This window comes from Pigmentiphaga sp. H8 (assembly GCF_003854895.1).
In the GTDB taxonomy this organism is placed as follows: Bacteria; Pseudomonadota; Gammaproteobacteria; order Burkholderiales; family Burkholderiaceae_B; genus Pigmentiphaga.
Map to the genome: position 1 here is coordinate 3,171,470 of NZ_CP033966.1, position 23,554 is coordinate 3,195,023.

General features: G+C 66.4%; 21 protein-coding genes. 10 read left to right on the top strand and 11 right to left on the bottom strand.

The annotated features are described in order from the left end of the window. Nucleotides 1–36 precede the first annotated feature (36 nt). Nucleotides 37–519, bottom strand: a complete 483-nt coding sequence (locus EGT29_RS15050; protein WP_124689749.1) for an SgcJ/EcaC family oxidoreductase — start codon at nt 517–519, stop codon at nt 37–39. A gap of 87 nt (nt 520–606) precedes the next feature. On the opposite strand from EGT29_RS15050, the gene EGT29_RS15055 reads away from it, so the two are divergent. The 6 genes from EGT29_RS15055 to EGT29_RS15080 all read left to right on the top strand — a co-directional run bounded on the left by EGT29_RS15055 (nt 607) and on the right by EGT29_RS15080 (nt 8,487). After that, nucleotides 607–1,059, top strand: coding sequence for an acetyltransferase (locus EGT29_RS15055; protein ID WP_124689750.1), 453 nt, complete (start codon nt 607–609; stop codon nt 1,057–1,059). 270 nt (nt 1,060–1,329) lie between these two features. Beyond that, nucleotides 1,330–4,032, top strand: coding sequence for an aconitate hydratase AcnA (acnA, locus tag EGT29_RS15060; RefSeq protein WP_124689751.1), 2,703 nt, complete (start codon nt 1,330–1,332; stop codon nt 4,030–4,032). A 95-nt stretch (nt 4,033–4,127) separates the two neighbouring features. Continuing rightward, nucleotides 4,128–5,036 (top strand): LysR substrate-binding domain-containing protein, encoded by a 909-nt coding sequence (locus EGT29_RS15065; protein ID WP_124689752.1) that lies wholly within the window; start codon nt 4,128–4,130, stop codon nt 5,034–5,036. Between the two features lie 112 nt (nt 5,037–5,148). After that, nucleotides 5,149–6,345, top strand: a complete 1,197-nt coding sequence (locus tag EGT29_RS15070; protein WP_124689753.1) for a CaiB/BaiF CoA-transferase family protein — start codon at nt 5,149–5,151, stop codon at nt 6,343–6,345. Continuing rightward, a complete protein-coding gene (locus tag EGT29_RS15075; protein ID WP_124689754.1) occupies nt 6,342–7,253 on the top strand; it encodes a hydroxymethylglutaryl-CoA lyase in 912 nt (303 codons plus the stop codon). Before EGT29_RS15070 ends, EGT29_RS15075 begins: the two co-directional genes overlap by 4 nt. A gap of 43 nt (nt 7,254–7,296) precedes the next feature. Next, entirely contained in the window at nt 7,297–8,487 is a 1,191-nt protein-coding gene (locus EGT29_RS15080) for a DUF2863 family protein (RefSeq protein ID WP_124689755.1), read from the top strand. A gap of 18 nt (nt 8,488–8,505) precedes the next feature. Here the strand turns inward: EGT29_RS15080 and EGT29_RS15085 are convergent, their stop codons facing one another. Further along, entirely contained in the window at nt 8,506–9,501 is a 996-nt protein-coding gene (locus EGT29_RS15085) for a bile acid:sodium symporter family protein (protein WP_124689756.1), read from the bottom strand. A gap of 324 nt (nt 9,502–9,825) precedes the next feature. Here EGT29_RS15085 and EGT29_RS15090 point away from each other — a divergent pair, with 324 nt between their 5' ends. After that, nucleotides 9,826–10,548 carry a glutathione binding-like protein gene (locus tag EGT29_RS15090; protein ID WP_124689757.1) on the top strand — a complete coding sequence of 241 codons (723 nt, stop codon included), beginning with the start codon at nt 9,826–9,828 and terminating at the stop codon, nt 10,546–10,548. A 39-nt stretch (nt 10,549–10,587) separates the two neighbouring features. Here EGT29_RS15090 and EGT29_RS15095 read toward each other — a convergent pair whose 3' ends face one another. Next, nucleotides 10,588–11,265, bottom strand: coding sequence for an LrgB family protein (locus EGT29_RS15095; protein ID WP_124689758.1), 678 nt, complete (start codon nt 11,263–11,265; stop codon nt 10,588–10,590). After that, nucleotides 11,262–11,663 (bottom strand): CidA/LrgA family protein, encoded by a 402-nt coding sequence (locus EGT29_RS15100; RefSeq protein ID WP_124689759.1) that lies wholly within the window; start codon nt 11,661–11,663, stop codon nt 11,262–11,264. The genes EGT29_RS15095 and EGT29_RS15100 overlap by 4 nt, the downstream gene beginning before the upstream one ends. A 93-nt stretch (nt 11,664–11,756) precedes the next feature. On the opposite strand from EGT29_RS15100, the gene EGT29_RS15105 reads away from it, so the two are divergent. The 3 genes from EGT29_RS15105 (at nt 11,757) to efp (ending at nt 14,478) form a co-directional block, all read left to right on the top strand. Then, nucleotides 11,757–12,689: a LysR family transcriptional regulator gene (locus EGT29_RS15105; protein WP_124689760.1), complete on the top strand. Its 933-nt coding sequence runs from the start codon at nt 11,757–11,759 to the stop codon at nt 12,687–12,689. After that, nucleotides 12,689–13,789, top strand: a complete 1,101-nt coding sequence (gene earP / locus EGT29_RS15110) for an elongation factor P maturation arginine rhamnosyltransferase EarP (protein WP_124689761.1) — start codon at nt 12,689–12,691, stop codon at nt 13,787–13,789. Before EGT29_RS15105 ends, earP begins: the two co-directional genes overlap by 1 nt. A gap of 131 nt (nt 13,790–13,920) precedes the next feature. Continuing rightward, complete coding sequence (gene efp / locus EGT29_RS15115; RefSeq protein WP_124689762.1) at nt 13,921–14,478, top strand: elongation factor P; 558 nt, start codon at nt 13,921–13,923, stop codon at nt 14,476–14,478. 269 nt (nt 14,479–14,747) lie between these two features. Here the strand turns inward: efp and EGT29_RS15120 are convergent, their stop codons facing one another. The 7 genes from EGT29_RS15120 to EGT29_RS15150 all read right to left on the bottom strand — a co-directional run bounded on the left by EGT29_RS15120 (nt 14,748) and on the right by EGT29_RS15150 (nt 23,552). Further along, entirely contained in the window at nt 14,748–15,200 is a 453-nt protein-coding gene (locus EGT29_RS15120; protein WP_124689763.1) for a DUF1178 family protein, read from the bottom strand. Nucleotides 15,201–15,307: 107 nt separating this feature from the next. Continuing rightward, nucleotides 15,308–17,167 carry a diguanylate cyclase gene (locus EGT29_RS15125; protein ID WP_124689764.1) on the bottom strand — a complete coding sequence of 620 codons (1,860 nt, stop codon included), beginning with the start codon at nt 17,165–17,167 and terminating at the stop codon, nt 15,308–15,310. A gap of 70 nt (nt 17,168–17,237) precedes the next feature. Continuing rightward, complete coding sequence (locus EGT29_RS15130) at nt 17,238–17,675, bottom strand: low affinity iron permease family protein (protein ID WP_124689765.1); 438 nt, start codon at nt 17,673–17,675, stop codon at nt 17,238–17,240. A gap of 91 nt (nt 17,676–17,766) precedes the next feature. Further along, nucleotides 17,767–19,548 carry a hypothetical protein gene (locus EGT29_RS15135; RefSeq protein WP_124689766.1) on the bottom strand — a complete coding sequence of 594 codons (1,782 nt, stop codon included), beginning with the start codon at nt 19,546–19,548 and terminating at the stop codon, nt 17,767–17,769. Between the two features lie 664 nt (nt 19,549–20,212). Beyond that, nucleotides 20,213–21,751: a malonyl-CoA synthase gene (locus EGT29_RS15140; protein ID WP_124689767.1), complete on the bottom strand. Its 1,539-nt coding sequence runs from the start codon at nt 21,749–21,751 to the stop codon at nt 20,213–20,215. Next, entirely contained in the window at nt 21,748–22,566 is an 819-nt protein-coding gene (locus tag EGT29_RS15145) for an enoyl-CoA hydratase/isomerase family protein (protein ID WP_124689768.1), read from the bottom strand. The genes EGT29_RS15140 and EGT29_RS15145 overlap by 4 nt, the downstream gene beginning before the upstream one ends. Nucleotides 22,567–22,583: 17 nt before the next feature. Beyond that, nucleotides 22,584–23,552: a tripartite tricarboxylate transporter substrate binding protein gene (locus EGT29_RS15150; RefSeq protein ID WP_124689769.1), complete on the bottom strand. Its 969-nt coding sequence runs from the start codon at nt 23,550–23,552 to the stop codon at nt 22,584–22,586. Nucleotides 23,553–23,554 lie beyond the last annotated feature (2 nt).

Sequence of the window (23,554 nt, forward strand, 5' to 3'; positions counted from 1 at the left end):
GAACACCCGTTCCGGGCAGCTCCCCCGCCCTGCCCCCTACTTTCTTTCCGGCATCGCCGACGAGTGATGGCTGGTGATCAGCCATTGCCGCCCGTCCCAGCGATAGGCATAGGTATAGCGAGCCTTGACCGCGGCCCCCGTCCGGGCGAAGGTGAAGGTGTACAGCCCCGAATCGACGGCGGTATTGCACCCCAGCGCGATGCGGCGCTCGTCGATCCGGCCCGCCGGACGATCCTCCAGGAAATGCTGGAAGTAGTCCTCCTTGGCCTGCGCGCTGTAGCGCGGCTGGTTGGACATGGTGGGCAGCAGCACCGAATCGGGCGCGTAGTTGGCCACCACCTGATGCGGATCGCCGGTCTGCAGCGAGCGGTTCCATCGGTCGAACAGGCCGGCGATCTCCTGCTCGCTGACCCCCTTGCAGCTTTCCAGGTGCGGCGCCAGCGCGCCCCCGGACACCCCCGGATTCGTGGCACAGCCTGCCAGCGCGCCGGCCAGGATCACCATTCCCAGACGTTTCATGAACTTCCCCCCTTCATTGTTGTTGTGGAAGCGAACGCTCAAGCATAGCGGAGAGCGGCCTCGGCCGCGCCGTGGCTATACTGCCCCGTGATCAAGATCCGCCCCTCCACTCCCCAAGACGCCCCCCTCGCCATCGCCATCTGGCGCCGCGCCGTGGACGCCACCCACGACTTCCTGACGCCGGAAGACCGCCAGGCCATCGACCGCGAAGTCGTGTCCTTCCTGCCCGGTGCCCCGCTCTGGGTAGCCGTGGACGACCAGGACCGCGCCCTGGCTTTCATGCTGCTGAACGACGGCCACATGGAAGCCCTGTTCGTCGACCCCGACCACCGCGGATTCGGCCTCGGCCGCGCCCTGGTCCGGCACGCCCTGGAACGATTCCCCGGCCTGACCACCGACGTGAACGAACAGAACGCCCAGGCCATGGGCTTCTACGAACGCCTGGGCTTCATCCCCACCGGCCGCTCCCCGCGGGACGGCCAGGGCCGCCCCTATCCGCTGATCCATCTGCGCCACCCCACCCCAACACCAGCCGGATGACCCGCCCGCTCCGCCAGCCGCTCAAACGCCGGGTAGTCCCGGCAAAGCCGGGACCGGCTTCGCTGCGCCCGCACAGGGCGGCCGGGGGCCGCAAGCAGGCCGTCTCAAGAACCAACCCTCCATCCAGCAGTCCAAACCAATACTTGCATTTTTATGTCTTATATCTTATATAAGACATAGGACCTACCCTTATAGAAAGTCATCCGCCCCCTACATCGCAACGACGCAACATAAGTGGTAGATTTAACCGGTTTTCCTTCGGAGCCCATCATGCCGCACAACACGTTCAAAACCCTGAAAGAGTTCAAGATCGGCAGCAAAACCGGCCAGTACTACTCGCTCCCGGCACTCGGCAAGGCCCTGGGCGTGGCGGTAGAGCGACTGCCCGTCTCCCTGCGGATCGTGCTCGAATCCGTCCTGCGCAACTGTGACGGCAAGAAAGTCACCGAAGAACACATCAAACAGCTCGCCAACTGGAAACCCGGCGCCAAGCGCGAAGAAGAAATCCCCTTCGTCGTCGCCCGCGTCGTGCTCCAGGACTTCACCGGCGTTCCCCTGCTGGCCGACCTGGCCGCCATGCGCAACGTCGCTGCCAAGCTCGACAAGAATCCCAAGGCCATCGAACCCCTGGTTCCGGTGGACCTCGTCGTCGACCACTCCGTCATGATCGACGCCTACGGCACCAAGAACGCCCTCGACATCAACATGAAGCTGGAATTCAAGCGCAACCACGAGCGCTACCAGTTCATGAAGTGGGGCATGCAGGCCTTCGACACCTTCGGCGTGGTGCCCCCGGGCTTCGGCATCGTCCACCAGGTGAACCTCGAATACCTGGCGCGCGGCGTGCACAAGCGCGACAAGGTCTACTACCCTGACTCGCTGGTCGGCACCGACAGCCACACCACCATGATCAACGGCATCGGCGTGGTCGGCTGGGGCGTGGGCGGCATCGAGGCCGAGGCCGCCATGCTGGGCCAGCCCGTCTACATCCTGACCCCCGACGTCGTCGGCGTCGAGCTCAAGGGCAAGCTGCGCGAAGGCGTCACCGCGACCGACCTGGTCCTGACCATCACCGAGATGCTGCGCCGCGAGAAAGTCGTCGGCAAGTTCGTCGAGTTCTGTGGTCCCGGCACGGCCAGCCTGACCGTTTCCGAGCGCGCCACCATCGGCAACATGGCCCCCGAGTACGGCGCCACCATGGGCTTTTTCCCCGTGGACGAGCGCACCATCGACTTCTTCAAGGGCACGGGCCGCACCAAGGAAGAAATCGACGCCTTCGAAGCGTATTACCGCGCCCAGAAGATGTTCGGCGTGCCCAATGCCAAGGACATCGACTACACCACGCTGCTGACCCTGGACCTGTCCACCGTCGCGCCCTCGCTGGCCGGCCCCAAGCGTCCCCAGGACCGCATCGAGATCGGCGACGTCAAGGCCACCTTCGGCGACCTGTTCAGCAAGCCGGTTGCCGAGAACGGCTTCTCGCAGCCCGCCGCGAAACTCGACCAGGTCTTCACGACCGACAACGGCATCCCCATCCAGAACGGCGACATCCTGATCGCCGCCATCACCTCCTGCACCAACACGTCCAACCCCAGCGTGCTGCTGGCGGCGGGCCTGCTGGCCAAGAAGGCGGTGAAGGCCGGGCTCAAAGTCAAGCCGCACATCAAGACCTCGCTCGCCCCCGGATCGCGCGTCGTGACCGAGTACCTCCAGAAGACCGACCTGCTGCCCTATCTTGAACAGCTCGGCTTCGACGTGGCGGCCTACGGCTGCACGACCTGCATCGGCAACGCCGGCGACCTCGCGCCCGAGCTGAACGACCTCATCACCAAGAACGACCTGGTGTGCGCGGCCGTGCTGTCGGGCAACCGCAACTTCGAGGCCCGCATCCACCCGAACATCAAGGCCAACTTCCTGGCCTCGCCGCCGCTGGTCGTGGCCTACGCCATCGCCGGCACCATGAAGCGCGACCTGATGACCGAGCCGGTGGGGCGCGGCACCAAGGGCGATGTCTACCTGGGCGACATCTGGCCGACCCAGGCGGAAGTCGAGAAGCTGATGAAATACGCCCTGGATCCCAAGGCGTTCAAGAGCAACTACGCCCAGGTCAAGACCAACCCCGGCAAGCTGTGGCAGGACATCCAGGGCGTGGCCGGGCAGATCTACGACTGGCCCAAGTCGACCTACATCGCCGAGCCCCCGTTCTTCGAGGACTTCACGATGGAGCCGGGCGCGGCCAATGCCGTGGTCAGGAACGCCCGGGCCCTGGGCCTGTTCGGCGACTCCATCACCACCGACCACATCTCGCCGGCCGGCTCGATCAAGGAAAGCTCGCCCGCGGGCAGGTACCTGCAGGCCAACGGCGTGATGAAGGCCGACTTCAACAGCTACGGCTCGCGCCGCGGCAATCACGAGGTCATGATGCGGGGCACCTTCGCCAACGTGCGCATCAAGAACCTGATGATCCCGCCCAACGCCGACGGCACGCGCGTGGAAGGCGGCCTGACCCTGCACCAGCCCAGCGGCGAACAGCTGTCGATCTACGACGCGGCCATGAAGTACATCGCCGAGGGCACGCCCACGGTCATCTTCGGCGGCGAGGAATACGGCACGGGTTCGTCGCGCGACTGGGCCGCCAAGGGCACGCAGCTGCTGGGCGTGAAGGCCGTGATCGCGCGCAGCTTCGAGCGCATCCACCGCAGCAACCTGGTGGGCATGGGCGTGCTGCCGCTGCAGTTCAAGGGAGGCGACAGCATCCAGTCCCTGAACATCACGGGCCGCGAGACCTATGACATCACCGGGCTGGAAAACGGCATCAAGCCCCAGCAGGACGTGACGCTGACCATCCACTACGAGAACGGTACCAGCAGGCAGGTCCCGCTGCTGCTGCGCATCGACACGCCCATCGAGGTGGACTACTACAACCACGGCGGCATCCTGCCCTTCGTGCTGCGCCAGTTGCTGGCAGCCTGAAGCCGGCCGGCCCCTCGGGGCCGCCACCCGAGGCCTGCGCCTCCGGTGCCCTCGCGGCGCCCGGCGCAGGCCTTGCCACATCTGCGGAGCCACGCTTGGTCAATCTTTCGCGCTTCGATCTCGTCACGCTGTCGTTGTTCGCGGCCGTCGCGCGCCACGGCAGCATCTCGGCCGGCGCCCGCCAGGCCAACCTGGCGGTGGGCGCGGCCAGCCGGCGCATCGCCGACCTGGAGGACACGGTGGGTACTCCCCTGCTCTACCGCCGGGCCTCGGGCGTGGAGCTGACCGAGGCCGGAGGCGCCTGCCTGCGGCACGCGCTGCGCATCCTGCAGGACGTGGAGCAACTGGCCGGCCGGATGTCCGACTATGCCAGCGGCGCCGTGGGCCAGGTCCGCATCGCCGCCAATACCTCGTCCATCACGCAGTTCCTGCCGGAGGACCTGGCCGGGTTCATGGCGAGCCATCCCGGCATCCGCATCGAACTCGAAGAACAGAACAGCGCGGACATCGTGGCCGCGGTGAACGAGAACCGCGCCGACGTCGGCGTGTTCGCCGATCGCACGCCCGCCGATGGCCTGGCGACCTACCCTTATCGCGAGGACGAACTGGTGCTGATCGCGCCGCGCGCGCACGCGCTGGCGTCCCGGCGCTCGGTGGCCTTTCGCGATACGCTGGACTATGACTACGTCAGCCTGCCGGACGCCACCTCGCTCGCCAACCGGATACGGGAGGAAAGCAGCCGGCTGGACCGGCCCATCCGGCCGCGCATCCAGGTGCGCAGCTTCGATGCCATCTGCCGGATGGTCTCGACCGGCATGGGCGTGGGGATCCTGCCCCGCCTCGCGGCGGTCCCGCATGCGAAGTCCATGAATCTGAAGCTGGTCGCGCTGGAAGACGGCTGGGCCAGGCGCGGCCTGCTGCTGGGCGTGCGCGCGCCCGAGGCGCTGACCGCGCCGGCGCGGCTGCTGGTGTCGCACTTGCGGGCGGCCGCCGCGCCGGCCTGACCCCGCGCCGGCTTTCGCATTCCGGCAAACCCCGCTTGCCCGATCGGCCATTTCCCCCTCCGAACGTTTCGGGTCACACTGTCGCCAAGCCATTTCCCCCACGAGACCTCCCATGCCACGGCAAATCCTCGAAGGCATCCGCATCCTGGAACTGGGCCAGTTGATCGCCGGCCCGTTCGCCGCCAAGACGCTGGCCGATTTCGGCGCCGAAATCATCAAGATCGAACCGCCCGGCCAGGGCGATCCGCTGCGCAAGTGGCGCATGCTGCACGAGGGCACCTCGGTCTGGTGGGAAGCCCAGTCGCGCAGCAAGCAATCGGTATGCGTGGACCTGCGTCAACCCGAAGGGCAGGAACTAGTGCGCAAGCTGGCCGCGCAGGCCGACGTGCTGATCGAGAACTTCCGCCCCGGCGCCATGGAGAAATGGGGCCTGTCCTGGGAAGCCCTGCATGCGCTGAATCCCCGCCTGATCATGCTGCGCGTCTCGGGCTACGGCCAGACCGGAACCAAACGCGACGAACCGGGTTTCGCGGCGATAGGCGAAGCCATGGCCGGGCTGCGCTACCTGACCGGCGAACCGGGCCGCCCGCCCGTGCGCGCGGGGCTGTCGCTGGGCGACACGATCGCCGGCCTGCATGGCGCGATGGGCGTGCTGCTGGCGCTGTACGACCGCGACGCGCGCGGCGGCCAGGGGCAGATGATCGACACCGCGCTGTACGAAAGCGTGTTCAACCTGAGTGAAAGCCTGCTGCCCGAGTATTCGGTGTTCGGCGCCGTGCGCCAGCCGGCGGGCGGCGCCCTGCCCGGTATCGCTCCCTCGAACGCCTACCCTTGCGCCGACGGCGAGTACGTGCTGATCGCCGGCAACGGCGATGGCATCTTCGTGCGCCTGATGCGGCGCATGGGACGCGACGACCTGGCCGACGACCCGGGCCTGGCCCGCAACGACGGCCGCGCGCAGCGCGCGGCCGAGCTGGACGAGGCCATCGGCGCCTGGACCCGCACGCTGGACAGCGGCGCGGTGCTGGCCGCGCTGCGCGAGGCCGACGTGCCCGCCGGCCGCATCTACAACGCCCGCGACATCGCCCAGGACCCGCACTACCGCGCCCGCGACATGATCCAGGCAGTCACCTCGGCCAAGGGCCTGAAGGTCGAGATGCCCGGCATCGTGCCCAAGCTGTCCACGCATCCGGGCGCCATCCGCCACCGCGCGCCGACCCTGGGCGAACACACCGACGCCGTGCTGCGCGGCGTGGGCCTGGACGACGAGGCCTTGCGGACGCTGCGCGGCAAGGGAGTGATCGCATGATCCAGATCAACGAGGTCGGCCCGCGCGACGGGCTGCAGATCGAACCCGCCTTCGTCGCCACCGACGACAAGGTGGCGCTGGTCGATGCGCTGTCCGACTGCGGCTTCGCCCGCATCGAGGTCACCAGCTTCACCTCGGCCCGCGCCATTCCCGCGCTGGCCGACGCCGAGGCCGTCATGCAGCGCATCCGCCGCCGGCCCGGCGTGGTCTACACCTGCCTCGTGCCCAACCTGCGCGGCATGGAGCGCGCCCTGGACAGCGGCGCCGACGAACTCAACCTGGTGATGTCGGTCAGCGAGACCCACAACCAGGCCAACCTGCGGATGACCCGCGAACAATCCACGGCCCAGTTGCTGGCCATGCTCGAACGCGCCGCGCAGGCGCGCGTGCCCTGCAACGTCTCGCTGTCCACCACGTTCGGCTGCCCGTTCGAGGGCGACATCGCGCCGTCCGAGGTCGAGCGGCTGGCGCGGCTCTTCGCCGGCGCCGGCGCGGCCGGCATCACGCTGTGCGACACCACCGGCATGGCCTACCCCACGCAGGTGGCGGACCTGTCCGCGTCGCTGGCCGCCCTCCTGCCCGCCTCCATCTCCTTGACCCTGCATCTGCACAACACCCGCGGCATGGCGCTGGCCAATGCGCTGGCGGCCTGGCAGGCCGGCATGCGGCGCTTCGACGGCGCCGTGGGCGGCCTGGGCGGCTGTCCCTATGCACCGGGCGCCAGCGGCAACGCCAGCACCGAGGAACTCGTCCACATGTTCGACTGCATGGGCGTGGACACCGGCGTCTCGCTGGCCCCGCTGCTGGAGGTCGTGGCCACCCTGCCGCGCCTGGTCGCGCGCGAGGTGCCCAGCCAGTTGCTGGCCGCCGGGCCGCGCCTGCGCACCCATCCGGCGCCGGGGAGATAAACTAGCGGACTCGAACAATCATTCCGTCAGCCGCGACCCCTCCATGCCCCGTTCCCGCAGCACATCCTCGTCCCGCCTCAATCGCGATGCCGAAAAACTCGTATCGCTGTCCCTGTCGCTCAACGGCTCGGGCAGCCGGGTCGAGGACCGCTACTGGGAGGGGGAACTGGGCACGCTGCTGGAGAAGCTCATGCACGGCGGCCAGGACGCGACCATCGAGGCCGCGCTCGAGGTCCTGTACCAGCGCAACGCCGGCGCCTACGAGATCCTGGTCGAGCAGGCCGAGACCCTGTCGGAATCGCTGACGCTGCAGAAGGACGGCGTGGACCACGACGTGCTGCTGGTGGTGGCGCCGGTGGTGGCCTGGACCCGTTTCAGCATTCCCTACGGCCCGATACGCATCGGCCTGCTGGATGCGCTGAAGGCCCAGCTGCACGGCCACATCCTGGCGGCCGACGCGCGCATGGCGGTGGCTCCGGAACTCTACAGCGTGGACCAGATGCCGCGCTCGTTCAGCGCCACGCGGCTATGGCTGAGCCGCCTGGGCTCGCAGGCGCTGGGTCTGACGCTGCCGCGCATGCCGGCCACCGACGACACCGAGGTCGCGAACCTGCTGGCCGACACGCGCTACGTGGTGGCGGCCGTTGCCGTGCCGCGCGGCGCCCCGGTGTTCCGCTGGCAGGAAAACCCCGGCAAGCCCGAGCACACGCGTGAAAGCTGCCTGGCCCAGTGGGAAGCGCAAGCCGCCCCGCTGTTCGCCGACCTGCTGCCCGGCTGCGGCTTCGAATGCCTGCTGCCGGACGCCTACTACGTCAACAACCGCGAAGCCGACCGGCGCGTGCGGCCGCTGTCGCTGCGCGCCTCGGTCGCCTGGCTCGAAGCCACGCTGGGCATCGCGCCCGACCAGTTGCGCGCCGTCATCGCCGCCTGCGGCGAAACCGAGATCGAGGAATACCGGATCGGCTTCACCCAGCGCCAGAGCAACGACGTCATCTATGGCTCGACCTGGCCGATATTCGGCCGCGACGACGACGATCCCGAGATGCCCGTCATGGACGTGATCGCCGACCAGCTGCGGGAACTGGGCGTGACCGACCTGCGCAAGCTGCAGGGCCTGCTGCCCCTGGAATTCTGCGACGACTGCGGCGCGCCCTACTTCCCCAACCCCCTGGGGGAAATGGTGCACGCCGAGCCTCCCGAGGACGCCGACGCCGGCCCCGCCCATTTCCACTGAGCGGGACGCGGCGGACGCTCAGGCCGCGCGCGGGCTGGCCTCGGTCGCTTCCTCGGGGCGGTTGGCGTAGCGGCGCGCCAGCACCGCGCATACCATCAGCTGCATCTGGTGGAAGATCATCAGCGGCAGGACAATGGCGCCGGCGGCGCTGCTGGACAACAGCACCTTGGCCATGGGAATGCCGGTGGCCAGGCTTTTCTTGGACCCGCAGAAAACGATGGTGATCTCGTCTTCTTTCGAGAATCCCAGCGCGCGGCTGATGTAGGTCGTGGCCAGCAGCGCCACGGCCAGGATCACCGCGCAGGCCACCAGCACGCCGGCCAGCGTCGCGGTCGAGGTCTGGTGCCACAGGCCGCCCACCACGGCCTCGCTGAAGGCCGAATAGACCACCAGCAGGATGGAGCCCTGGTCCACGTACTTGAGCACGGCGCGATGGCGCGCGACCCAGCCGCCTATCCAGCGGCGCATCACCTGCCCCACCACGAAGGGCAGCAGCAGTTGCATCAGGATCTTGCCCACCGCGTCGAACGAGAAGGCCGCCTCGCCGGCGGTGCTCATCATCAGCTTGACCAGCACCGGCGTCAGGAAGATGCCTAGCAGGCTGGAGGCCGAGGCGCTGCAGATGGCCGCCGGGATGTTGCCGCGCGCGATGGACGTGAGCGCGATGGCCGACTGCACCGTGGCCGGCAGGGCGCACAGGAACAGGATGCCCAGGTACAGGTCGGGGGTGACCAGCGGCGCCAGGAGCGGCTTGAACGCCATCCCCAGGACGGGGAACATGACGAAGGTGAATACGAAGATCAGCAGATGCAGCCGCCAGTGGGTGGCGCCGGCGACGATGGCCTCGCGCGACAGCTTGGCGCCGTGCAGGAAGAACAGCAGGCCGATGGCGATGTTGGTGATCCAGTCGAATACCACGGCCGTCTGCCCGGAACATGGCAGGAAGCTGGCAAGGGTGACGACGACGATCAGGCTGAGTGTGAAATTATCGGGCAGGAAACGCGGACGAGTCATGGGATGGGCCGAAAAACAAAGGAAACCTGCGCCTGGCGCCGGGCACGAGGCCTCGCGGCGCCTCCGGACGAAGCCGGTCGCTGGTCCCGCCGCAGCGGTCGTTGCGCGCTGGCAGCCAGCGGCCGGAAGGCGGATCCGGCCAAGGGTAAACACGGATTATCTTCCTTTGTCGCCCCCCTGCCCAGCCCGCATTCGGTGCAGCTGCTGTGCGCCACGGTCAAAGATCGCCGCCCGTATCCCTTCCGCAAGGGCGGCCTATGGGCCACGAGCGAGGGTCTTTGTCGCATAATCGCATCGAATTCGACCTCTTTTCCGGAGTCCCGCATGACCGACAAGATCGCCAAGCCGGCCCAGCAGCCCATCCAGGTCTACTCCTGGCCGACGCCCAATGGCCACAAAGTGCACATCATGCTCGAGGAGTGCAAGCTTCCGTACGAAGTGACGGGCATCAACATCGGGGCTGGCGACCAGTTCAAGGAAGAGTTCCTGGCCATCAGCCCCAACAACAAGATTCCCGCCATCGTCGATCCCGAGGGGCCCGACGGCAAGCCGATCTCGCTGTTCGAGTCCGGCGCCATCCTGGTCTACCTGGCCGGCAAGACCGGCAAGTTCCTGGGCAAGACCGACCGCGAGCGCTACAGCACACTGCAATGGCTGATGTTCCAGATGGGCGGCGTCGGCCCCATGCTGGGCCAAGCCCACCATTTCCGGCTGTACGCGCCCGAGCGCATCGAATACGCCACCAACCGCTACACCAACGAATCCCGGCGGCTGTACAGCGTCATGGACAAGCAGTTGTCCCGCCAGGCCTTCCTGGCCGGACGCGCCTACACCATCGCCGACATGGCCACCTGGCCCTGGACCCGCTCGCACGCCAACCAGGGGGTGGACCTGGCGGACTTCCCCAACGTCAAGCGCTGGTTCGACGAGATCCACGCCCGACCAGCCGTGCAGCGCGGCATCCAGGTCCTGGCCGATCAGCGCAAGCCGCAAGACGCCACCGCGAAGGAAAACCTGTTCGGATCCACGCAGTACCAGCGGCGCTGACGCGCGGGGGCGGCGCCCCCTGCCGGCGCGCCGCGGGCCTCAGGCCAGCCAGGCGCCCAGGACCGGTGCCAGCAGCACCATGGACAGGCCGCTGAATATCATCAGCAGGCTGGCCATCACGCCGGCTTCCTCGCCCAGCTCGCGCGCCTTGGCCGTGCCCAGCGCGTGGGCCGCGGCGCCGTAGGACGCGCCGGAGGCCAGCTCCGAACGGCGCGGCATCAGGGCCAGGATCAATTCGCCGGTCAGCATGCCGGCCAGCCCGGTGAAGACCACGAACATCGCCGCCAGGTCGGCGTCGCCGCCGAAGCGGTCCGCCGTGGCCATGGCGAAGGGCGTGGAGACCGAGCGCACCAGCAGGCTGCGCGCGACCTCGGGGGCCAGGTGGAAGGCCCGCGCCAGCCACCACGAACTGGCCACCGCAGCCGTCACGCCCGCCACCGTGCCCACGGCCAGGGCCGGCCACAGCTCCCGTATCAGGCGCCGGTACTGGTAGATCGGTACCGCGAACGCCACCGTGGCCGGGCCCAGGAACCACAGCAGCACGCGCGTATCGGCCGCGTATTCGTCCAGCGAAATGCCCGTGGCCAGCAACAAGGCCAGCAACGCCAGCGGCGTCAGCAGGATGGGATGCGTCCAGAGCCGCGGATGGCGGGCATGGAGCAGCTTGTTCAGGTAATACAAGGCAAGCGTGGCCACCACGCACAGGACGATGATCATGATGCCGCCTTCGCCGGCGCGCGGGCGCGGCGCCGCCGGGCGATCCACTCCACCGTCGCCGCGGTGGTCAGCATGACGCAGGCGTTGCCCAGCACGATGACCGCCGCCAGCTTCAGCCCCTCGTTCCTGAGCAGATCCTGGTAGCGCACCATCGCGACCACGGCGGGAATGAAGAACACCAGCATGTCGGCCAGCAGCCAGTGCGCGCCCTGGTCGATGCGGTGGAGCGGCAGGCGGCCGCTCAGCAGCAGCGCCAGCACGGCGAACAGGCCCACCACCCCGCCGGGGATGGGCAGGCCGGTCCAGCGGACGGCAGTGTCGGCGGCCCACCAGACGGCAACCAGGGCCAGGACCTGGAGGATGCGGACGGCGAAGGGGGGAAGGAAGCGGTGCGACATGATTGGTCTACGGGTATACCCGTAATTCTAGACAAGACGCTTCCATTTAGAAAATGAATAAAATCCATATTAAGAATTCCATATTGGAATGAAATGGATTTGCGCGCCCTGCGGTACTTCGTCGAGGTCGTCCAGCGCCAAAGCTACACGGCGGCGGCGCGCGCGCTGTTCGTGACCCAGCCCACGGTCAGCAAGATGATCCGGCAGTTGGAGGACGAACTGGGCACGCCGGTGCTGCGCAAGTTCGGCCGGCGCATCGAACCGACCGACACCGGCCGCATCGTGCTGGAACGCGGACGGCAACTGCTGGCCCTGCACGCCCAGTTGCAGGCCGAACTGTCCGACGTGCGCCAGGCCGCCCGGGGCGAACTGGTCGTCGGCACCCCACCGCTGGCGCACCACCTGCTGGCCCCGCTGCTCGCACGCTTCCATCAGGACTATCCGGGGATCGAGCTGCGGCTGTTCGAGCGCGGCTCGCGCTCGGTCGAAGACGAACTGAAGTCCGGTACGCTCGAGATCGGCGCCATGCTGCTGCCGGCGGACGAAAACGAATACGAAACGCTGCCCATCTGCAATTTCCCGCTGCGCCTGATCGTGCCGGCATCCTCGAGCTGGGCCGGGCGCGAACGGGTCCGGCTGGAGGAACTGGCGGCCGAACCCTTCATCTTCTACGGCGAGGGCTTCGTGCTGAACGAAGTGGTCCACGCCGCCTGCGTCCAGGCCGGCTTCACGCCGCGGATCGCCGGCCGCAGCAGCCAGTGGGACTTCATGGCCTCCATGGTGGCCGCCGGCGTGGGGCTCGCCCTGCTGCCGGAGCTGTTCAGCCGCCAACTGGACCGCTCTCGGCTGGCGGTGGTCCCGCTCCAGGATCCGCAGTTGTGGTGGCACATGGCCTTCGCTTGGCGCCGCGGCCGCTACCTCTCGTTCGCCGCGCGCGCCTGGCTGGACCTGGCCCGCCGCATGCTGCCCGGGGACGGCCGGGCCGCGGGCGATAATGGCGTCCTTTGGGACGAGGAAAACCGCTGATGCGCGCCGACATCTTCTGCCGCGTGATCGACAACTACGGCGACATAGGCGTGTGCTGGCGCCTGGCCCGCCAACTGGCGCGGGAGCACGGCTGGCGGGTGCGCCTGTGGGTGGACGACCTGCCGGTCATGGCGCGCCTGGCGCCGGCGGTCGATCCCAAGGCGGCCGCGCAGCGCGCCGATGGCGTGGACATCGTCCGCTGGACGCGGCCGGCGCCGCCGCTGGAACCGGGCGACGTGGTCATCGAGGCCTTCGCCTGCGATCCGCCCGCCGAATTCGTCCAGCGCATGCGGGACCGGGTGCGCCCGCCCGTCTGGGTCAACCTGGAATACCTGAGCGCCGAGACCTGGGTCGAGAACTGCCATGCCCTGCCCTCACCCCAGCCGGGCGGGCTGCGCAAGTACTTCTTCTTCCCCGGGTTCACGCCGGCGACCGGCGGGCTGCTGCGCGAGCGCGGCCTGCTGGCCGAACGCGATGCCCTCCAGGCCGATCCGGCCGCCCTGGCCGCCTTCCTGCGCGGTGCCGGCCTGCCCGAGCCCTGTGCCGGCGAACGCCTGGTCACCCTGTTCTGCTATCCCGACGCACCGGCCTCCATCCTGGCCGACGTACTGGCGGGCGGCGACATACCCACGCTGCTGGCCATCCCGCCCGGCGTCGCCCCCTACCTGACCGCCGGCGCGCGTGGCCGCCTGCGCATCGCGCGGGCGCCCTTCCTGCCCCAGGCCGACTACGACCGCCTGCTGTGGAGCGCCGACCTGAACTTCGTCCGGGGCGAGGATTCCTTCATCCGCGCCCAGTGGGCCGGCCGCCCCATGGTCTGGCACATCTACCCCCAGGCCGAGGCCGCCCATGTCGACAAGCTGCACGCCTGGCTGCGGCGCTACCCCGCCCCGCAAGCCGCGGCGGCGCTCCAGGCCGCCTGGAACGGCGACGCCGGGGCGGCGCGCTTCCAACCGTTGCTGGCCGAGGCCTTGTCGCCAGCGGTGTTCGACCCGTGGCGCGAGGCCGCGCGCGCCTGGAGCGACACCCTGGCCGCCCAGCCCGACCTGGCCACCCAACTGGCCGGTTTCTGCGCGGCACGGCAGGAAAACCACGCCTGACGCGGAACTAGCCGGGGCACCCTGTCCCGGGCTATACTAGTTGGCTGCACAGGCCATATGGCCGTCTTTTGGACATCGCGGCGCTACACGCCGGCTGTCACTAGCGTTCCCTCCCCTAAGGTTGCTCCAGCATGAAAATCGCTCAGGAATTGCGCGTCGGCAACGTCATCATGGTCGGCAAGGATCCCCTGGTCGTCCTGAAGGCCGAATACAACAAGTCCGGCCGCAACGCCGCCGTCGTCAAGATGAAGCTCAAGAACCTGCTGACCGGTTCGGGCACGGAATCCGTCTACAAGGCCGACGAAAAGTTCGAAATCCTGGTGCTCGAGCGCCGCGAGTGCACCTACTCGTACTTCGCCGACCCCATGTATGTCTTCATGGACACCGAGTACAACCAGTACGAAGTCGAAGCCGAGAGCATGGGCGATGCCCTGCACTACCTGGAAGAAGGCATGCCCGTCGAGGTGGTCTTCTACGAAGGCCGCGCGATCTCGGTGGAAATGCCCACCATCGTCGTGCGCGAGATCGTCTACACCGAGCCGGCCGTGCGTGGCGACACCTCGGGCAAGGTCATGAAACCCGCCAAGGTCAACACTGGCTACGAACTGCCGGTGCCGCTGTTCTGCGAAATCGGCGACAAGATCGAGATCGACACCCGTACGGGCGAGTACCGTAGCAGGGTGAAATAAGCCCCCCCTACGCGCTTACGCGCGCCCGGCATGGTGAGCCCCCAGCCGCTACGCGGCAGCCCCCCGAGGGGGCCGGGGGGCCCGCCTTGGGGCGGCCCGGCGCCGGGCCCCGTGGGGCGTCGAAGTGGACCGGCGGAGCCGGATCCACTTCGCCTCGTCTTTCTTGGGGGCCTTTGGCCCCCTTTCCCCCGTTGTCTTTTTCTATTGGGTTGCTTGCGCTTTTGGCGTGGGTAGGCGCTCGTTCGTCCCGCGGGCGGGACGAACGTCGGTTATTGCAGGCGGTCGTCGTCTAGCAGGGCGGGGATGGGGGCTACGGCTATGCCCTCTTCGGCCAGCGACTGGCGTTCCTGCTGGGTGGCCACGCCGCGGATGGGGCGTTCGGGGGCGTCGCCGTGGTGGATGCGCCGGGCTTCGGAGGCGAAGCGTTCGCCGACGTTTTCGGTCTGGCGCAGGACTTCCCGCAATTGCTTGAGCATGGCGGCCTGCATGTCGGGGGACATGGGGGCGTTGCCGGGTTCGCGCGCGGCGGGAGTGGCCGGCGCCTTGCTGCCGGAGACGTTCAGCATGGGGGCCGACAATTTCTTGTCGATGGATTTGCTGTCGCACAGCGGGCAGCTGATCAGGCCGCTTTCGCGTTGCGTGTCGAAATCGGAGTGCGAGCTGAACCAGCCTTCGAAAACGTGGCCGTGCTCGCATTGCAGATCGAAAACCTTGAATGCCATGAATGATGCGCCTGTCGCCCCCGGGGAACGCCTGGCGCGGTCTGTACCTGTAGAGAGCCCTATCGTACCCCAAGCCCGGGGCTTGCAGCCGCGCCGCGCCCCGGCCTTCATACCGAACGCGACATCGACCCCTGCTGCGGTTCGTAGACGCAGGTGCGATTGCGCCCCTGCCGCTTGGCGGCGTACAGCGCGGCATCGGCCTGGCGCACCAGCAGCGCCGCCGCGGTGGCATGGCCCGGCACCATCGCATCGACGCCGATGCTGACCGTCATCACGCCCTGCTCGCTCTTCAGGTGGGGAATCCGCGCATCCAGCGTGGCCTTGCGAATGTTCTCGGCGATCAGATAGGCGCCATCGATGTCCGTCTTGGGCAGCAGCACCGCGAATTCCTCGCCGCCGTAGCGCGCCGCCATGTCGGCCGGGCGCCGGATATTGCCCTGGATCACCTGGGCGATGGTGCGCAGGTACTGGTCGCCATGCTGGTGGCCGTAGTGGTCGTTCAGCGCCTTGAAATGGTCGGCATCGATCAGCAGCAGCGCCAGCGAGCTTTCCTCGCGCGCGGCGCGCCGCCATTCCCGCTCCAGCGCCTCGTCGAAGCGGCGGCGGTTCGACAGGTTGGTCAGGCCGTCGGTGGCCGCCATGGCCAGCAGCTGGGCGTTCTCGGCCTCCAGGGCTTCCTCGGCCTTCTTGCGGCGCGAGACGTCGCGGATGTTCAGGATGCAGCGCTCGTCGCCCATCTCGGGCGGCAGGCGCTTGACGCTGGCCTCCAGCCAGCTCCACGACGAATCCCGGTGGCGCGCCGGAAAGGTCAGCATGCGCGGCCAGGACTGCTCGTCCCCGGAGAACAGCGGCACGTAGTCCGCCCGCACGAAGTCGTCGATGTTGCGCCCTTCGATGTCCCCCGGCACCCACCCCAGCACGTCCTTGATGGCCGGCGAGATATAGGTGACGATGCCGTCCGCCCGGCACAGCGCGATGATGTCGGCCGAATTCTCGGCCAGCACCCGGTACCGGGCCTCGCTGCGCAGCGCGCTGCGCTCGGCCGCCAGACGCAGCGCGAACTCCCGGCGCAGCATCCACACCAGCACCATGGTGCCCATGCACAGCAGCAGCGTAAGCATGGCGATGATCCCGGCCTTGTTGCGCCAGGCCGCATAGATGTCGCTGTCGGCCATGCCCACCAGCACGATCAGCGGCAGCGGGGGCTCGACCGCCGTGAAGGAATAAAGCCGGGTCACCCCATCCGTGGCCGACACGGCCTCGTACGAACCGGTGTCCGATGCCGGATAGCGCTTGAACAGCTCGAGATCGGCCAATTGCTTGCCCAGCAGGCCCTGTACCGCCGGGAAACGCGCCATGACCGAGCCGTCGGCGCGCAGCAGCATGATGGAGCCATTCTGGCGCAGGTCCAGTTGGCGGAACTGGTTTTCCAGGTGGGAGATGCGCAGCGTGCTGACCACCACGCCGCCGAAGCTGCCGTCGGGCCGGCTCACGCGGCGGCTGATGGCGATGGACCACATATTGGTCAGCCGCGAGAAAAAAGGCCGGCTCACGAACAGTCCGACGTCGGAAGCTTCCTTGTGCACGCGGAAATAGTCGCGCTGCGAAAACTCGACGCCGCGCGGCTGCACCGACTTGGAGTCGGTCAGCATCCGGCCCTCGGTGTCCAGCACCACCATCGTTCCCACGCCGCGCATCTGCGGCAGGCTGCCGAACAGCAGTTGGTGACGGCGATAAGGATCCAGGCCTTCGGCTTCGGCAAGCCGCAGGCCATTGAGCATGGATTGCAGAGAGAGGTCGACCAGCTCGATGTCGCGGCCGATGCCGTCGGCGACCACCCGGCCCAGGTTCACCGTGGCTTCCCTGGCCGCTCGCCTGGCATCCTGGCGGGTGTCGTATAGCGCGGCCGCGCATACCAGGCCGAAACACGCGACCACCAAGGTGGCCCATAACGTTAGCCAGCGCATGGACCAAACGATACAGGTTACAAAAATTAACCGGGACTATACATCCATTGGGTAGCCCGCGGCACGCGTCTTAACGGTGATTTGCATTCTCCGGCCCGGAAGACGTCCCCGCCCGGCCCCGGGCCACCCTCTCCGCCATCGCGTGGTAGCGCGCGCTCAACCGGCGCAGGTGATCCTCGTCCATCGTTTCGATCGCGACCAGCTTGCTGTTGGCGCCCTCCAGCGCCCCCAGCAACTCGTCCAGCTTCAGGTGCAGCGCCTCGCTGTCCTTGTTCTGGGTGCGCTGGATCACGAACACCATCAGGAAGGTCACGATGGTGGTCCCGGTATTGACCACCAGTTGCCAGGTTTCGGAAAAATGGAATATCGGCCCGAGCGCGCCCCAGAGCACGATGGCCGCGCACGCCATGCTGAACGCCGGCGGCGAGCCCGTGGTCCGGGTGACCGACGTCGCGAAGCGATCGAACAATTGCCCCCTGCCGTTTCTCCGCATGCTGGCTTGATTCATCGCCGTCTCCCGTGGATGAGGACGATGGGGCGTAGCAAGCGGCGTACCCAAGAAGTTAGCTCCCTGGACTAGGCGGAATAGTCTATTGCCCTTACCCAACCATCAGCCCCGCGGCCCGAAGCTTCACCAGGATAGCGTTGAGATCTTCCCGGAGCCCGGCAACGTCGGTGGCGACGCTATCGGGTTGCGCGGCTGCTAATGAGCGAATTATCCATCGGTTGAACACCACCCCCGCCCCGAGAGAGGCCGCTCCACTCAAGGCCGTGGAGATTTCAACTGTTGTTCCCACCACTGAGATGACCACACCCCATAGCGTTGAACGACTGTTTAGGTTCACGCCAACTATATCTCCTGGCTGTACACCAGACACAGTTTCGACAACCAGAGAAGTCGTATTCAGTGCGGCAGCTACAGTCAGTCTTGTTCGGACTGACAAAACGCACGTGTAGCTTTCAGTACCATCATTCTTAACCGCAACCAATCCCAACGGGGCAAAACCTTGGCTGGGGGGCGCCGTCAGAACTAGTTGCTTTTTTCCGAGTGGCCTGCGTCCAGCTACTCCTCGGTATGGGTTCGAATTTTTTGTATACCTTATAATTCGCAAATCCGTTGCATTGCTGATTGAGTCGGTCGAAGGAGAATTGCTGTACCAATACACCCTCACAAAAACGGCGCCAGCATCAACAGCGGCTCTTGCAACGATAGCTACGGCGCTCGAGACATTTGTGCCTGCTTGGAGCCCATCATTGACGACGACGGAAAAAACTCCTCCTGTCGTTGAGATAAAGTTCAACGATGGTGTAATCAGACGTTGATTGGAATCATAAAACTCAATTCGTGGCCTATAGCGCGCCGTCTCATCATTTAGAGCACCTGTCGGCCCAAAAGAACTCAGTCGAAAGATGTCACCTTCAACGATATCGATCAACTCTGACTCTACAAGCACACGAGCAGACTGTGCATGGGCTATCCTTAACAGATCGCATCGACGCCCGGCGCTCGGATAGAGCATCGTATCCAGGACGATATCGTTAGTATTGGTGCATGCAATGACTTCCGCATGGCGAAAATTGGCAAAATCATCCATTACAACGTTATCGAACCCATTGTCGACAACATTCACCCCTACCTTATCGAAATTTGCAGTAGAAGAATCCCACGTATTGACAATAATATTTCTTTGCGTCTCTGCGGCAAGACTAACGAGACCCTTTCCACCCTCAAAACGAGTACCTAGCAGATAGTTATCCGTACCTACATTGAAAAGAATCGAGAATGTGCCCTCGAAAGATCCACCTGCAATCTTATTATGATTGTGGGGATAACTACCGTCAAAAATCAGGTACGAACATCTTTGAAGAGAAAAGTGATTTTCATTTATCCACTGGATGGCGCTTTGTGAAATAACTGGCGCAGTGTTCAGTTCAATTTTTTCAATATGCCCTAAATGAAAAGCACAATAGGCAATCGATGAATCAGACGGATTCGTTGCATCAGCCCATAGCTGCAGGTAGTTGCAATACCGGATCGAAATCTGCTGATTCTTTGCCCCCATCATTCGCAATGTTGGTATCAAGGCATTGCCATCTGCTGCTCGAAAGACGCGCCCCAGGGACTGGCTTTTATTTTCACTTGTCCCGGCATGGCCACCTATCATTACTATTGCGCTTCCCCCTACTTCTATTTCTGCAGCTTCAAAATCAAGGGAGACACGCCGCAAATTCAGATTCCCGTCGACCCTGATACGCCCACATGCGTAGAGTCGCTTGTTTGCGGCAAAGGCAGCCGCAACTGCGCTATTAATTGCGCCCGTATCATCCGTACTACCGTCGCATTGAGCTCCGTAGTCCTTGACGTCAAAAGCATCTTGCATCTCTGCCCCCGTATGCAACCCTTACCACACGATTGCCCGCTACGCACTGCTGCAGCGGCTCCTCTTGAGAGAAAGATACCAATACTCAGCTCAACGTTGAAGCAGAAATTCGAAAAACATAGAACAAGTGGGTCGCTTTTTCTCGCCTCATTTCTTGTCATTTTTTTGAGGCAGGAGATAAAGGAAAAGGGGAACAGGTTCAACAAAAGAGGGCGCTCAAGGGCCGAGCGCATGAGGGCAGCTTTTGAAGAACTGGACAACATGTGATGAGGAATTGGTGCGCCCGGCCGGAATCGAACCGGCACGCCTTGCGGCGGCGGATTTTCTTACCCGCTACTGCTCGCGCAGCCGGATTGCACGAAGGCAATGCCGTTTGGGGTCTGGACTCTGCCTTGACCATCGCGTCGCGCGGCAAGATTGCCGCGCCAGCCTTAGGTCCCCGCCGTCGAGTCTCTACACACGCCCAGCGGCCAACATCGGCCGCCTGCTTGGCTCGGCGTTCCCGTGCCAGGGGTTCGCCGAATTTGACGGGTTCTACTCCCGGACTTTCGTCCAGGGCACTCCACTCTTACGGAAGTCCGCTACGTCTACCAGTTTCGTCACGGGCGCACGGGCGGTATTGTAGCCGATGCGCCCCCGGCGCCCTTCCCCATTCCAGGCCTGGTCAGGCGTAGGTCTGGCGCAGCACGTTCTTCTGGACCTTGCCCATGGTGTTGCGGGGCAGTTCGGACACCACGTGGATGCGCTTGGGCACCTTGAAGTTGGCGATCCTGGCCTTGAGTTCGGCGATCATGGCGGCCTCGTCCAGGTTGGCGCCCGGCTTGGGCACGACCACGGCCATCACCGCCTCGCCGAAGTCGGGGTGCGGCACGCCGATGACGGCGCTTTCCTCGACGCCCGGCATGTCATCCAGGAAGCTCTCGATTTCCTTCGGATAGACGTTGAAGCCGCCCGAGATGATGAGGTCCTTGCTGCGGCCCACGATGGACAGGTAGCCGTCGGGCACCCTGGCGCCGCCGGATTCGCCCCCCCAGCGGCCGACATCACCGGTCTTGAACCAGCCGTCCGGCGTGAATTCCTCCCGGGTCTTCTCGGGCATGCGCCAATAGCCCTTGAACACGTTGGGACCCTTGACCTGGATATTGCCGATCTCGCCCGGTGGGCACGCCGCCCCCGCATCGTCCACCACCCGCGCCGACACGCCCGGCAGCGGCTGGCCCACGGTGCCGCCCAGGCGTTCGCCCAGGGCGGGGTCGTAAGGATTGGAGACCAGCATGACCGTCTCGCTCATGCCGTAGCGCTCGAGGATGGTGTGGCCGGTTCGTTCGCGAAAGGCGTTGAAGGTCTCCATCAGCAGGGGCGCCGATCCGGACACGAAAAGCCGCATGTTGCGGCAGGTGTCGCGCCCGAACGCCGGCTCGGCCAGCAACCGCACGTAGTAGGTCGGCACGCCCATCATGACGGTGCAGCGCGGCAGCAGGCGCAGCGCGGCGGCCACGTCCAGCTTGGGCAGCCAGATCATTTTCGCGCCGGCCAGCAGCGCGCCGTGCGCGGCCACGAACAATCCGTGCACGTGGAAAATGGGCAACATGTGCAGCAGCACGTCGTCGGCGCGCCAGCCCCAGTATTCGTGCAATACGCGGGCGTTGGAGGCCAGATTGCCATGGGTCAGCATGGCGCCCTTGCTGCGGCCCGTCGTGCCGGAGGTGTACAGGATGGCTGCGAGATCATCCGCGGCGCGCACGGCCACCTCATGCTCGGGCGAGGCCTGGGCGGCGGCGTCCAGCAGCGTGCCGGTGCGATCGTCGTCCAGCGTGTAGACGTGGCCCGTTCCGGCGCGTTGCGCGCAGCGGCCCACCCATTCCCGGTTCTTGCTGGCGCAGACCACCACCGACGGTTCGGCATCGCCCAGGAAGTAGTCGACCTCGCTTTCCTGGTAGGCGGTGTTCAGCGGCAGGTAGACGTAGCCCGCGCGCAAGGTGGCCAGGTACAGCAGCAAGGCCTCGGGGGACTTCTCGACATGGACGGCCACGCGGGCGCCCTCGGGCAGGTCCAGCGAACGCAGCAGGTTCGCCATGCGCGCCGTCTGCGTCTGGACGTCGCGCCAGGTGTAGTCGCCGGCGCCGGGCGCCTCGATGCAGACCGCGTCGAGATCGGCGGGGAAACCGGAGGCCAGCAAGGAATAGAGATTCTCGTCTTTCATCTATCTTCTTCGGTCGGGAAAGGTGAAGCGTCGCCGCCGAACACGGGGGTGCGCCCTTCGAGGAACGCCGCCACGCCTTCGCGATGATCGCGGGTATCGCTGTAGGAAAAGAATGCCGCCAGCTCGGCCTCGGCCAGCGGCTCGGGCCGCTGCAGCCGCCGTACCATGTGCTTGTTCAGGGTAGCCGCCAGCGGCGCGCCGGCGGCAAGGCGGGACAGGGTGCGCGCAAGCTCGGCCTCGAGCTCGACATCCTCGACCACGCGGGTCAGGAGGCCCTTGGCATGGGCCTCGGCGGCGTCCAGGATGCGGCCTTCCAGCAGCAGTTCCAGCGCCACCGCGCGGCCGGCCACGGCCAGCAGGCCCGCAAGCTCGGCCGGCGCCATCGGAAACCCCAGCCGCGCGATGGGCGCGCCCACGCGGGTGCTGCGGCCGGCGATGCGCAGATCGCAGCAGCAGGCGATCTCCAGCCCGCCGCCCACGCAGGCGCCCTGCACCAGCGCCACCGTGGGCCATGGGCAATCGTCGATCGCGCGCAGCGCCGGGGCGATGATCCGCTCGTGGTAGTGGCGCACCGCCGCGAGGCCGCCCCGCTCCACCGGAAACTCGCCGATATCGGCGCCGGCCGCGAAATGGCCGCCGGCGCCCCGGATGACGACGGCGCGCAGGCCCGGCCGGTCCGCCGCGTCCCGCATCGCCGCGGCCAGCTCGCGCCACATCGCGGCGGTCAGCGCATTGAGCTTGCCCGCGTGCGCCAGGGTCAGCGTCAGCACGCCGCCCTCGGTCGACGCGTCGATCCGGCCCGGCGCCGGTTCCATGAGCGGAGCCTCGTCCATCAATCGGCCTTGATGCCCGCGTCCTTGGAGACCTTGGCCCAGCGCTGCACTTCCTCGTGCAGATACTTGCCGAACTCGGCGCTGGTGTAGCGCGGCATCTCGGAGCCGTTGCTCAACCACACCTTCTTGATCTCGGGCGTGCCCAGCGCCTTCTGAACCTCGGCGTACATGCGCTCGACGATGGGCTGCGGCGTGCCCTTGGGGGCCCACATCGCATACCAGGTCGAGACCTCATAGCCCGGCAGGCCGGCCTCGGCCGCGGTGGGCACGTCGGGGAAGGCGGACGAACGCTTCGGCGCCGCCACGGCCAGGGGTTTGATCTTGCCGGCGCGGATGTGCTGGGCCGACGACCCCAGCCCGTCGAAAGCCAGGTCCACCTGGCTACCCATCAACGCGAGCAGCATGGGGCCGGCGCCGGTGTACGGAACGTGCGCGATGTCCACGCCGGCCTGGAGCTTGAACAGTTCCCCGGCCAGGTGGTGGGAAGTGCCGTTGCCCGCCGAGCCGAAGTTGAGCTTGCCCGGCTGGCGGCGAGCCTGGTCGATCAAGCCCTTCAGGTCGTTGAAGGGTTCGGTGGGCGCCGCGACGATGATCTGCGGCGGCTGCGCGATCAGCGTGACGGGGACGAAATCCTTCTCGATGTCGTAGGTCAGGCCCTTGTAGAACGACGGCGCGATGGCGTGGTGCGCCCCGCCCACGAAGAACGTGTAGCCGTCCGGCTGGGCGCGCGCCGCGATGGCCGCCCCCACGGTGCCGCCCGCGCCCCCACGGTTGTCCACCACCACGCTGTGCCCCAGTTGGGCACCCAGCTGCTGCGCCAGCGGCCGGACGAAGGCGTCGGTGCCGCCCCCGGCCGGGAACGGCACGATGATGGTGACGGCCTTGGACGGCCAGGCCTCCGCTCCCACCGCATGGCCACCCGCGGCCGCGCCCACGATGCAGGCGATCAAGGCAATGCTGCGTTTCATCT